The sequence below is a fragment of the Lysinibacillus sp. NPDC094403 genome, from assembly GCF_050278745.1.
GTDB lineage: Bacteria > Bacillota > Bacilli > Bacillales_A > Planococcaceae > Lysinibacillus.
Genome location: NZ_JBNNTL010000035.1, coordinates 1 through 11,388, shown reverse-complemented (window position 1 = coordinate 11,388; position 11,388 = coordinate 1). Strand labels below are relative to the sequence as shown.

Here is an 11,388-nt window from a genome sequence, read left to right as displayed (position 1 = left end):
ATTAATTATAACTATGTGCCTCCGAAAGTAGCAGATATTTGGTGGAATGACAATTATATTATTGCCAAACAAGTGACTCTCCAAAGTATAAATGGACGTTCTTACAACTGCTTAAAACGCGCTGGTATTAACACAGTACTAGAACTTGCGAATAAGTCAGAAGACGATATGATGAAAGTTCGTAACCTTGGACGTAAGTCACTTGAAGAAGTAAAAGCGAAGTTAGAAGAGCTTGGTTTAGGGTTACGCAAAGAAGACTAAGCGATTTAAACAAAACTTACAAGATCAGATATATTTTTATAAAGGAGGGAAACATCCATGGGTTACAGAAAACTTGGTCGTACAAGTTCTCAACGTAAAGCGATGTTACGTGACTTAGCTACTGATTTAATCATCAACGAGCGTATCGAAACTACTGAGGCTCGCGCTAAAGAAGTACGTAAAGCTGTTGAAAAAATGATTACTTTAGGTAAACGCGGTGATTTACATGCACGCCGTCAAGCTGCTGCATTCATCCGTCGTGAACTAGTAACAACTACTGATGCAGAAGGTAACGAAACAACTTCATTTGCACTTCAAAAGTTATTTGATGATGTTGCACCACGTTATGCAGAGCGTCAAGGTGGTTACACTCGTATTCTTAAAGTAGGTCCTCGTCGTGGTGACGGTGCACCTGTTGTTGTGATTGAATTAGTTTAATCATAAGAGAAGACAAGTGGTGAAGAGGGTGGAATCACCACCCTCTTTCTTTATAAACGATTTATACGACAAATAATTAAGCTGAGCGTTATGATGAGCGGACACTGTTGTGTGGCGTCTCGTTTAGCTCTCCGCACCTCATTCAGAGGGAACAAGGGCTTGAGCACCCGTGTTTCTGGAAAATGTAACGACTAGCGCATTTCTATCGAATGAGGTGCGCGCTTTTTTATTTTTTAGGGAAGTATGAGATAGCGCCAATTTAGTGGTGCTTTTTTTTATACTCTGATTTTATAATGGTCAATTGCCTGTACTTTTGAGATGTCTCACTTGGCAATTTGGACAAGCAAAAGAATGGAAAAGTGATTTTAGCACTTTTCTTTTACTGACATAGTGATTGTAGTAGAATTCATACATAAAAAAGTGTAAGTTAGTTAGTAGAGCTGAGCATGTAGAGAGGAGTTCTAGAAATGCCAGAAATTTTATCATTAAATAATGTAACATTTTCATATACACCAGAAGAAAAAGACAGTCGCAATGCTGTTGAAAATGTAAGCTTCGCGGTACAGGAAGGGGAATGGATTGCCATCGTTGGCCATAACGGTTCTGGTAAATCCACCATTGCAAAGCTTATGAATGGATTACTTTATCCACAGCAAGGTGATGTACGTATATTACGTGAACCATTGAGTGAAGAAAACCTATGGGAAAGCCGCTCACAGATGGGGATGGTTTTTCAAAATCCAGACAATCAATTTGTTGGAGCAACAGTGCAGGATGATGTTGCTTTTGCTCTTGAAAATAACGGTGTACCGTTTGAAGAGATGGTAGAACGTGTACATGCAGCACTCGAGCAAGTAAAAATGGGGAATTTTTTAGATCATGAGCCACATCATTTATCAGGTGGGCAAAAGCAGCGTGTTGCCATTGCAGGCGCACTCGCTATGAAGCCCAAGCTACTTATTTTAGATGAGGCAACGTCTATGCTAGATCCCCAGGGGCGTGCTGAAGTGTTACAAACAGTTCAAACTTTGCGTGCTGAAACAGGGTTAACGGTAATATCGATTACGCATGATTTAGAGGAAGCAATGCTTGCAGATCGTGTTCTCTTCATGAATGATGGAAAGAAGTTTGCTGAGGGTACACCTACTGAAATTTTTGCGCTTGGGGACAAGCTAGCCGAGTTTGGGCTAGACTTACCGTTTGCCATGAAGTTATCAAAGTTATTGCAAAAGGAAGGTGTTCCACTAATGGGACAACATATGACAGAAGAAGAGTTGGTGAATGATTTATGGACATCAAACTTCAACAAGTAAGCTATGCTTATTCACAAGGTACACCTTTTGAAAAACGTGCATTATTCGATGTAGATTTTGAAATTCCTTCACATACGTATCAGGCAATCATCGGGCATACCGGCTCTGGTAAGTCGACAATTCTTCAGCATTTTAATGCACTTCTAAAACCAACTTCAGGGGAAGTACATATTGGAGATCGCATTGTTGTAGCTGGAAAAAAGGCGAAGGATTTAAAGGCTGTACGTCAAAAGGTTGGTATTGTGTTTCAATTCCCAGAGCATCAACTGTTTGAAGAAACTGTACTAAAGGATATAATGTTTGGTCCTATGAACTTTGGCGTATCGGAGCAAGAGGCAGAAGCACGAGCAAAAGAGCTTATAGGTTTAGTAGGCTTACCAGAAAACGTACTTGAAAAATCACCTTTTGATTTATCAGGTGGACAAATGCGTAGGGTAGCTATTGCTGGCGTTTTAGCAATGGAACCTGAAGTTATTGTTTTAGATGAGCCAACTGCAGGTCTTGATCCACGCGGTCAGAAAGAGATTATGGATATGTTTTATAAGCTACACAAGGAACGTGGCCTAACAACGATACTTGTTACACACAGTATGGAGGACGCAGCTCGATATGCAGACAATATCGTCATTATGCATGAAGGGAAAAATGTACTAAGTGGCACACCACAAGAAATTTTCAAAGATGTGGAAACATTAAAGAATTTCCGCTTAGAACCACCTCGTATCGTACGCTTGCAACAAAAAATCGAAAAAATGATAAACAAATCCTTCTCAAAGATATGCTTAACCGAAGAAGAGCTAGCAATTGAAATAGCTCGAGTGCTAAGAGAGGAGCGTGGACAGTCATGATGGAGAAAATGATTTTTGGACGCTTCCTTCCAGGGAATTCTCCAGTTCATAAGCTCGATCCACGATCAAAGCTTATATTTGTGTTTGCATTCATTATTATTGTTTTTTTAGCAAACAATACGGTGACATATGCCTTGTTATTGGCATTTACCTTACTCATTGTGCTAGTGTCACGTATTCGTTTGTATTTTTTAATTAATGGTCTAAAGCCAGTACTTTTTTTAATGGCATTTACCTTCTTGATTCATATATTTATGACGAAAGAAGGTGCCCCAGTATTTGAGTGGAAGTTTATCACGATCTATGAGGAAGGTATCCGACAAGGGATATTTATTTCGATACGTTTCCTAGTTCTAGTGTTTATGACATCTATCTTAACGCTTACAACGTCACCGATTTCCATTACCGATGGCATTGAAGTACTGCTAAATCCATTAAAAGCGGTGAAAGTACCTGTACATGAGTTAGCTCTGATGATGTCTATTTCATTGCGCTTTATTCCAACGTTAATGGATGAAACAGATAAAATTATGAAGGCACAAATGGCACGTGGTTCGGATTTATCTTCTGGACCAATAAAGGATCGGATTAAAGCGGTTGTGCCATTACTGGTACCTCTCTTTGTAAGTGCTTTTAAACGAGCCGAGGATTTAGCAACAGCTATGGAAGTAAGAGGCTACCGTGGGGGCGAAGGGCGTACTAGATATCGCAAGCTAAAGTGGGATATGAGTGATACATTTTCACTCGTGTTATTAGTAGCAATGGCCGTTTTACTATTCTTCTATAGAAGTTAAAAGGAGTAAGCTTTATGCGACGATTAAAAGTAATTGTAAGTTATGATGGAACGCAATTTTCAGGTTATCAAGTACAGCCAGGAGAGCGCACAGTACAGGCAGAGATTGAGCGTGTTTTAGCCATTATGCATAAAGGGGAAAAGATAAAGGTAACTGCTAGTGGACGTACAGATGCAAGAGTGCATGCAACAGGACAAACATTGCATTTTGATTCGCCACTAGCGATACCCGTTGATAAATACATGAAGGCATTGAATGTTCAACTGCCAAGAGATATTCGAGTAATGTCGATTGAAGAGGTAGCTGTTGATTTTCATGCGCGCTACAGTGTAACAGGAAAGCGGTACCGATATATATGGTCATGTGAGCCTATACAAAGTCCATTCCGCAGACATTACACTGTAGAGACAAATGGTGTGAAACCAAATATTGAGGCAATGCAGGAGGCAGCAAAGGCTATTATCGGTACCCATGATTTTTCATGCTTTTGTGCAGCCAATACAAGTGTCAAAGATAAGGTGCGGACAGTGACTACACTACAATTTGAATGGTATGGTGAGGAGCTACATATGGTGATTGAAGGAAGTGGCTTCTTATATAATATGGTTCGTATTATCGCAGGTACGCTTTGGGAAGTTGGTATAGGACGTCGTGACATTGAGAACGTGGAGTTAGTCGTTAAATCTATGAATCGCGATAAGGCGGGCAAAACTGCACCTCCACAAGGTCTATATCTTGAGAAAGTCTTCTATTAAAGAATCACCAACAAAAGTTAAGATGCCATTTTAGAACGTATGCCATGCATATAAGTTGATTGGAGTGGAGGCTGGGCGACTCCTTGGGGATCAGTGATCACAGATGAGACCCTGGAGCGAGCAGACAGAGGAACGAAGGCTAAAAGCATCACGTCCTGTGATAACGCCTTCGTGACCAACATCGTGTTGCCCCAAGCGGCTCATCGGACGCGCCCAGCCGGAACGGAAATCAACCCCACGTTATGGTGACGAATCATTAAGAAGAACAACTAGCAAATGTTATAGAAATCTTGGCGCGAAATATCAGTGTATTTTTATAAAATAAAGGCTCACAACGGCCCTAATTTTAACAATCAATGAATCTGAACAACTTCTCCAGGTGTTTATTGAAATTGCTTGACTTTAAAAGTCATTCATTATATGATAACAGATGGTATTTTCATTACCACCACAAATAAGCCCCGAAAACTTATAGTGTAGTTTAATGAAAAATAACGGTAATCGAATCGATTAGGAGGATATATACATGCGTACAACATTCATGGCTAAAGGTCACGAAGTAGACCGTAAATGGCTAGTAGTTGATGCAGAAGGCCAAACTCTTGGACGTTTAGCTTCTGAAGTAGCTGCAATCTTACGTGGTAAAAATAAACCAACATTCACACCAAACGTTGACACAGGTGATCACGTAATCATCATCAACGCTGACAAAATCCATTTAACTGGTAACAAATTAGAGGGTAAACTTTACCGTCACCATACTCAATTTGCGGGTGGTTTAAAAACTCGTACTGCTGGTGAAATGCTAGAAAAGTACCCAACACGAATGATCGAATTAGCAGTTAAAGGAATGCTTCCTAAAAACTCTTTAGGTCGCAAAATGTTCACTAAACTTAACGTTTATACTGGAACAGAGCATCCACATGCTGCACAAAAACCAGAAGCATACGAGCTTCGCGGATAATATAAATTAAGAGGAGGATATTACTTTGGCACAAGTTCAATACATCGGCACTGGTCGCCGTAAAAGCTCTGTAGCTCGCGTACGTTTAGTACCAGGTACAGGTAAAATTGTTATCAACAAACGTGAAATCGAAGAATACGTACCATTCGCTGCATTACGTGAAGTAATTAAGCAACCATTAGTAGCTACTGAAACTACAGGAAGCTACGATATCCACGTAAACGTTAACGGTGGTGGATACACTGGTCAAGCTGGTGCAGTACGTCACGGTATCGCTCGTGCTCTACTTCAAGTAGACCCAGATTTCCGTGCTGCATTAAAATCTGCTGGATTACTTACTCGTGATTCACGCATGAAAGAACGTAAAAAACCAGGTCTACGCGGCGCTCGTCGTGCACCTCAGTTCTCAAAACGTTAATATCGTTGTTATATCAACGTTTCCAAACCCTTTCTCGAATTTTCGAGAAAGGGTTTTTTTGTTTGGACATGCTTTGATACTTTAAGTTCAAGTATTTCAAGATATCCTGAGGCACTGTTGTTGTCGTGAATATTATTAGCAACTGTGATGTGTATTTTATATAGAAATGGCTGATACTACTTTTAGGTTCTTTATTCTGAAAATGGAGGTCAATATATGAAAAGGCTATTAATATTATCACTTGCAGCAATTGCACTTCTTGGTGCATGTGGTAATAAAACTGATGTAAAAAAAACTGAGGAAGTAAAAACAGGGAATACGGCAGATCAAAGACAGGTAGAAATAACAGACGGTCATGCGAATGCCAAAATTCTTAGTAGTTCAGACTGGCAAGCCACAAAAGTTTATGACAAAAATAATAAAGATTTAACAGCAGAAAATTCAAATTTACTTGGCCTTGCGAAATATGACGCTGATTCAGCACGCTATGAATTCTTCGATCCAAATACAGCTGGAAGCCTCAATGATAATGGGATTTTCTTTTTTACGAATGATGGAAAGCGTAGAATATTGATCTCAGAAACTAAAAATTACCAAGAAATCGTGGATATTACTAAGCTAACAAATAAAGTGTTTACTTATAAACGCATGGGGAAAGATGCAAATGGTAGTGATGTTGAGGTATTCGTTGAGCATGTCCCTTATACGGAAAAACACCTAACATTTACTGCACCAGATAAAACTTTAAATACTTCTACAGGCCCTATTGTTAAGGACGTGGATGGAGATAAAATTTTAGCTGGTACGCTTTGGCAAGGAACAGTTGTATTAGATGTAAACAAACATGATGTAACACAATATAATACTAATTTTATTAGCATTGCTAAATATGATGTTAATACGAATAAATATGAATTTTTCAATCCTGAAACAGGTAAAAGCCGAGGTGACTATGGTTACTTTAATGTTATCGATGGAAATAAATTAAGAGCTCATGTTTCAATTGGCGATAATAAATATGGGGCTGTGCTCGAAATTACTGAGCTAAATAATAAGAAATTCACGTATAAAAGAACTGGTAAAGATAAAGATGGTAAGGATATAACAGTATTTGTTGAGCATGAACCTTATACAGGTAAGTTTAAACCAGAATTTACACTAAAATAATAAATTTTCGGCTTTAGTTCTTGTATTATAAATAGATTATCGATGTTTTATCATTACTAAAATAATACCTTCTACTACAAAAAAAACTCTCAATTTTAATACTTGAGAGTTTTTTCTACTTTCAGGCATAGTTCAATCACTAACTTCGTACACTAAACGTAAAAGGGTGGTGGATATGGGTGAAGCGCTGGCTTGCACTAGGAGTAATTATGCTAATGAGTATAGTGGTTGTGGCATATGAAACGAATGCTTCGAACCGTAACTTCTTCTTACCGGACCCACTAGGTGGCATAAAAATTGTCATTGATGCGGGACACGGAGGTCAGGACGGAGGGGCTTCAAAGGGGGAAGTAATTGAGAAGGATATTACACTTGCAATTGCACAGTATGTGGAGAAGCAATTAAAGAAAAAAGGCGCCACAGTCGTAATGACGCGAACAACAGATGGAGACGTTATCGATGAGCACGCGTCATCAGAAAAGTTTGGGACATTAAGAGAGCGAAAAAAGCAGGACATCTTTTTAAGAAAAGACATAGTAGAAAAAGAAAAGCCGGATATTTTTATTACAATTCATGCAAATGCCATTCCTGAAACAAAATGGCGTGGGGCACAGGTGTTTTATCATAAAGAAGGACATGCTGAAAGTGAATTATTAGCAAAGAGCATTCAAGATTCCATTCGCACTAATTTGAAAAATACTGACCGAGAAGCAATGTCTATAAAACAAATATATTTATTGAAAAAAGCTGATGTACCTGCTGCACTAGTAGAAACAGGGTTTATAAGTAATGATGAGGAACGTGCACTATTAATGGATAAGAAATACCAAGAAAAAATGGGAGATGCTATTGTTGAAGGTATAGAAGAGTATTTATTAGCTAAAATTGAATAGAGCAACAACACAACGAAAATCTAATCATTATGATATACTAACATTGAGATAATATAAGGGGAGTGTTCGTCGTGATAACTGAACAACAAGTACGAGAAATATTAGGACAACTACAAGATCCATTTTTACATAAATCATTTGCAGAAACAGACGGTATTACAAACGTAGCGATAAAAGAAGAGAAGAACCATGTCAGTGTAAAAATTGCGATTGCTAAAACAAATACACCAGAACAATTACAGCTACAAATGAAAATTGTTGAAGTTTTGAAAGAAGCGGGTGCAAATACAGTTGGTATTCGTTTTGAAGAGCTGTCAGCAGAACAACTACAGGGCTTCCGTGGCGTAGCAACTGAGGCTGAAGCACAAGATATTTTATCTCCGCTTAGCACAGTTCAAGTTATTTCAATTGCCTCTGGTAAAGGCGGTGTAGGGAAATCTACGGTATCAGTTAATTTAGCTGTCGCATTAGCTCGTCTAGGTAAGAAGGTTGGCTTGATTGATGCTGATATTTACGGATTCAGTGTGCCTGATATGATGGGTGTTACAGATATGCCCAAAGTGGTAGACAATCGAATTTTCCCTGTTGATCGTTTAGGTGTGAAAATGATCTCGATGGGCTTCTTTGTTGAAAATAACGCACCAATTGTATGGCGTGGTCCAATGTTAGGTAAAGTGTTAGATCAGTTCTTCCGTGATGTAGAATGGGGCGAGCTAGACTATTTACTATTGGATTTACCACCAGGTACAGGTGACGTTGCATTAGATATTCACCAAATGCTTCCTTCATCAAAAGAAATTGTCGTAACAACACCACATCCAACGGCAGCGTTCGTTGCAGCTCGTGCAGGTGCAATGGCTTTACAAACTGACCATGAAATTTTAGGCGTTATTGAAAACATGGCATGGTATGAATCGAAATCAGGTGACCGTGAATTCGTATTCGGTCAAGGTGGAGGTCCAAAGTTAGCGGAAGAGCTACGTACAGAGCTACTTGGTCAAATTCCTCTTGCTCAACCTGACTGGTCAGAAGAAGATTTTGCACCTTCTGTTTATGCTGAAAAACACACAACAGGACAAATCTATTTAGATATCGCGACGAAAATCATAAATAAGTTAAATAAATAATAAAAACGGATTTCCTCAAACAATGGAGGAAATCCGTTTTTACATATAAGTGGCTACTGAGAGCTCTTATGCTCATTGCCTTCACCACCACCAGCTTCTTTTTTACCGCCGCCAGTTTTACCTGCCTCGCCACCGCTCTTCTTAATAAGCTCCTGCCATTTTGTTTGCATAAGCGGACTTTCAATCGTTTCCTTGACGACCTCCTCCATTTGTTTTCTCATATTGGAGGATTTTAGAATAGTCTCTAACTGCTTTTGCATATCTGGCTGGCCAAAGAAAGCCTCCATATCTTTTTGGAAAGAGGGGTCTTTTATTAATTCCTTCATAATATCCTGTTGTTGTTTTTGCATACTTTTAGCTACGGTTTCCTTAAATTTTGGATCCTCGAACGTCTTTTTCCAAAAGTCCTCTGCTTCTTTGGAAAGCAAGGTAGACTCGGTAGCCTTCTTCACTTCATCATGCTCCAAAACTAATAATTCACGGAAACTTGGGTCCTCTAAAAGCTTTCGCAGCGCCTTTTTACCATCTTCAGTTTGTAAAGAGTCGATCATTATTTTTTTTATTTCATCATAGGACATGGTAGAGGCTTTATCTTGTGAACAAGCAGAAAGAAAAAGCATTAGAATTAGTAGTAAGATGAATTTTCGCATCGATAATCAGCCCTTTCTATATATAGACTCTTTCAATTATTGTTCACATTTATGATGACTTTATGTATTGATTAGGATGAGAAATAGCTTTTTTAACAATGCATTGTTAAAATAAGGACAGATATACATTGAGAAATTGGGGGACTTTTAGTTGTGACGATACGAAATTGGGCAAAGTTTTTCTTTTTTGCAATGCTCGTTGGGGGCGCAGTCAACGGAATTTGCAGTTTATTTATTCGATGGGACTTCTTTCAACCATATATAACAAACGGTCACTGGGGTGAATTTTTAGCCGGGCTTTTATGGATGGTTTTCTTAGGATTCACAATGAGTGTTATTGCACAAGCAGGCTTTTTTGCTTATTTAACGCTTCATCAAGTGGGGGTTAATATTTTTAGAACACTTACATTATGGAATTGGGTACAGCTATTATTAATTGCTATTACTATTTTTGATATTATATTCTTCCGTTTCATACCAGGTGTAAAGGATGGACAAAGCTGGTTATTCTATATTGGCTTGTTAATTGTATTAATATTCGGCGCTATAGCAACAGCCATTCAAAAAGTAAAATTAACAGGAAAAAAACATGTTTTCATTTCGGCATTATTTTTTATGATTGTCGTTACAACACTGGAATGGACAATTGCATTAATGGGTCGCGATGAAAAAATTAACGAGTATGTTGCACTATTATTATTCCCGCTACTCGCTGTAAATGCTTATCAATTATTAGTATTACCAAAATATAATGCAAAATCCGAAGAAGATCGTCAAAAATTAGAAGCACGCCGCAAAGCACGTCGTGAACAAGTTAAAAATGCATAAAAAATAAAAAAGAAGTTGCCTCTATTAGTTGGAGGCAACTTCTTTTTTATGGTGATTTTTTAGTTTGAACTTTATAACCGAATATATTTTCCTCAATCGACATAAATTTATTTTGTTGTAGCAATGTATTCAGTTCTTTAAACGAGATTTTATTATTTTGGTGTAAAGAGATAAAAACAAAATCTCCCTTTTGTAATTTAGGTGTCTTTTCACCTTTCCAAATTAGAGAGGGAGAAAGTATATTCATCTGCTGTTGAAATAAGTTATTTTGCAAATCCTGAGAATACTGGTGATTTTGTGTTGCAAACCAAAGTGGTGTTTCTTGCAAATGCTTTTCGTAAATATTAATATCTTTTTGAACGATGGCAAGATCAATTGGCTTATCCACTGAATCCTCAGGTCCTAATAATCCTGTAGGTAGCTTTCGCTCTTTAATGACTTTTATGTGCTCGGGTGAACGTTCAATCCACGCAGCATCTAACAATAGAAGCGGATAAGGTTCTTTTACAGTTTTAAGCCAGTCCAACAAGGTTTCATCAGAAAAAGAAATTTCGACAATAAGTGATGTACCATAATGACCTTTTGTCACAACTGCTGGAGCATCAGCAATGTTAAAAACAGAAATCATAGTAGAATTTATCGGCTTTATAAAGACAAACAGTATTACGATGAAAAGCAGTGAAATTAACGTTTTACGTACCATCATAACAACCTCGTTTCTATATTTTTAAACAAAAAAATAAAGTTCTTAAAAAAACTTATGATTTAGTGTTGACTTTCATGATTAATCGATGTTATTATGTATAAGTCGCCAAGAGGTGACACAGTAAATGAAAAAAATGAACCTTGAAAACTGAACAAGCAAAACGTAATCAATAAAGTTTTTAGTAGCTAACCTTGAGTTAGTGAACGAAACAAAATTTTGGACATCA

The 11,388-nt window shown here is 38.0% G+C and carries 14 protein-coding genes; 12 read left to right on the top strand and 2 right to left on the bottom strand.

Translation table 11 applies throughout. From position 1 onward, the window contains the following. The 11 genes from ACQKMV_RS23555 to ACQKMV_RS23505 form a co-directional block, all read left to right on the top strand. Positions 1-261: DNA-directed RNA polymerase subunit alpha C-terminal domain-containing protein (locus tag ACQKMV_RS23555; protein ID WP_427506863.1), on the top strand; the 261-nt coding region annotated here is incomplete at its 5' end. Positions 262-318: 57 nt separating this feature from the next. Continuing rightward, positions 319-699, top strand: coding sequence for a 50S ribosomal protein L17 (rplQ, locus tag ACQKMV_RS23550; protein WP_012296051.1), 381 nt, complete (start codon positions 319-321; stop codon positions 697-699). 467 nt (positions 700-1,166) lie between these two features. Then, positions 1,167-2,012, top strand: a complete 846-nt coding sequence (locus ACQKMV_RS23545) for an energy-coupling factor ABC transporter ATP-binding protein (RefSeq protein ID WP_427506862.1) — start codon at positions 1,167-1,169, stop codon at positions 2,010-2,012. Beyond that, positions 1,988-2,860, top strand: coding sequence for an energy-coupling factor ABC transporter ATP-binding protein (locus tag ACQKMV_RS23540; RefSeq protein ID WP_427506860.1), 873 nt, complete (start codon positions 1,988-1,990; stop codon positions 2,858-2,860). The genes ACQKMV_RS23545 and ACQKMV_RS23540 overlap by 25 nt, the downstream gene beginning before the upstream one ends. Further along, complete coding sequence (locus ACQKMV_RS23535) at positions 2,857-3,654, top strand: energy-coupling factor transporter transmembrane component T family protein (protein ID WP_427425609.1); 798 nt, start codon at positions 2,857-2,859, stop codon at positions 3,652-3,654. Before ACQKMV_RS23540 ends, ACQKMV_RS23535 begins: the two co-directional genes overlap by 4 nt. Before the next feature lie 14 nt (positions 3,655-3,668). Continuing rightward, positions 3,669-4,409: a tRNA pseudouridine(38-40) synthase TruA gene (truA, locus tag ACQKMV_RS23530; protein WP_427506859.1), complete on the top strand. Its 741-nt coding sequence runs from the start codon at positions 3,669-3,671 to the stop codon at positions 4,407-4,409. Positions 4,410-4,935: 526 nt separating this feature from the next. Continuing rightward, positions 4,936-5,373: a 50S ribosomal protein L13 gene (rplM, locus tag ACQKMV_RS23525; protein ID WP_427506857.1), complete on the top strand. Its 438-nt coding sequence runs from the start codon at positions 4,936-4,938 to the stop codon at positions 5,371-5,373. A gap of 25 nt (positions 5,374-5,398) precedes the next feature. Then, the gene (rpsI, locus tag ACQKMV_RS23520; protein ID WP_004233744.1) at positions 5,399-5,791 is read left to right on the top strand and encodes a 30S ribosomal protein S9; all 393 of its coding nucleotides are present in this window, start codon (positions 5,399-5,401) and stop codon (positions 5,789-5,791) included. Positions 5,792-6,007: 216 nt separating this feature from the next. Next, entirely contained in the window at positions 6,008-6,958 is a 951-nt protein-coding gene (locus ACQKMV_RS23515; RefSeq protein WP_427506856.1) for a DUF4822 domain-containing protein, read from the top strand. 179 nt (positions 6,959-7,137) lie between these two features. Further along, complete coding sequence (locus tag ACQKMV_RS23510) at positions 7,138-7,851, top strand: N-acetylmuramoyl-L-alanine amidase (protein ID WP_427506854.1); 714 nt, start codon at positions 7,138-7,140, stop codon at positions 7,849-7,851. Positions 7,852-7,922: 71 nt separating this feature from the next. Further along, on the top strand, positions 7,923-8,978 hold the full coding sequence (locus tag ACQKMV_RS23505) for a P-loop NTPase (protein WP_427506852.1): 1,056 nt from the start codon (positions 7,923-7,925) through the stop codon (positions 8,976-8,978). 53 nt (positions 8,979-9,031) lie between these two features. Here the strand turns inward: ACQKMV_RS23505 and gerD are convergent, their stop codons facing one another. Continuing rightward, complete coding sequence (gene gerD / locus ACQKMV_RS23500; protein WP_427506851.1) at positions 9,032-9,628, bottom strand: spore germination lipoprotein GerD; 597 nt, start codon at positions 9,626-9,628, stop codon at positions 9,032-9,034. A gap of 153 nt (positions 9,629-9,781) precedes the next feature. Between gerD and ACQKMV_RS23495 the strand changes: the two genes are divergently transcribed. After that, positions 9,782-10,456 carry a KinB-signaling pathway activation protein gene (locus ACQKMV_RS23495; RefSeq protein ID WP_427506849.1) on the top strand — a complete coding sequence of 225 codons (675 nt, stop codon included), beginning with the start codon at positions 9,782-9,784 and terminating at the stop codon, positions 10,454-10,456. A 46-nt stretch (positions 10,457-10,502) separates the two neighbouring features. Here the strand turns inward: ACQKMV_RS23495 and ACQKMV_RS23490 are convergent, their stop codons facing one another. Next, positions 10,503-11,162 (bottom strand): hypothetical protein, encoded by a 660-nt coding sequence (locus ACQKMV_RS23490; RefSeq protein ID WP_427506847.1) that lies wholly within the window; start codon positions 11,160-11,162, stop codon positions 10,503-10,505. Positions 11,163-11,388 lie beyond the last annotated feature (226 nt).

What these genes read in the sequence shown, in the direction of transcription:
- ACQKMV_RS23535 (WP_427425609.1), top strand. Translation starts at nt 2,857, where the DNA reads ATGATGGAGAAAATGATTTTTGGACGCTTCCTTCCAGGGAATTCTCCA.
- gerD (WP_427506851.1), bottom strand. Translation starts at nt 9,628, where the DNA reads ATGCGAAAATTCATCTTACTACTAATTCTAATGCTTTTTCTTTCTGCT.
- ACQKMV_RS23515 (WP_427506856.1), top strand. Translation starts at nt 6,008, where the DNA reads ATGAAAAGGCTATTAATATTATCACTTGCAGCAATTGCACTTCTTGGT.
- truA (WP_427506859.1), top strand. Translation starts at nt 3,669, where the DNA reads ATGCGACGATTAAAAGTAATTGTAAGTTATGATGGAACGCAATTTTCA.
- rplQ (WP_012296051.1), top strand. Translation starts at nt 319, where the DNA reads ATGGGTTACAGAAAACTTGGTCGTACAAGTTCTCAACGTAAAGCGATG.
- ACQKMV_RS23545 (WP_427506862.1), top strand. Translation starts at nt 1,167, where the DNA reads ATGCCAGAAATTTTATCATTAAATAATGTAACATTTTCATATACACCA.
- rplM (WP_427506857.1), top strand. Translation starts at nt 4,936, where the DNA reads ATGCGTACAACATTCATGGCTAAAGGTCACGAAGTAGACCGTAAATGG.
- ACQKMV_RS23490 (WP_427506847.1), bottom strand. Translation starts at nt 11,162, where the DNA reads ATGATGGTACGTAAAACGTTAATTTCACTGCTTTTCATCGTAATACTG.
- ACQKMV_RS23540 (WP_427506860.1), top strand. Translation starts at nt 1,988, where the DNA reads ATGGACATCAAACTTCAACAAGTAAGCTATGCTTATTCACAAGGTACA.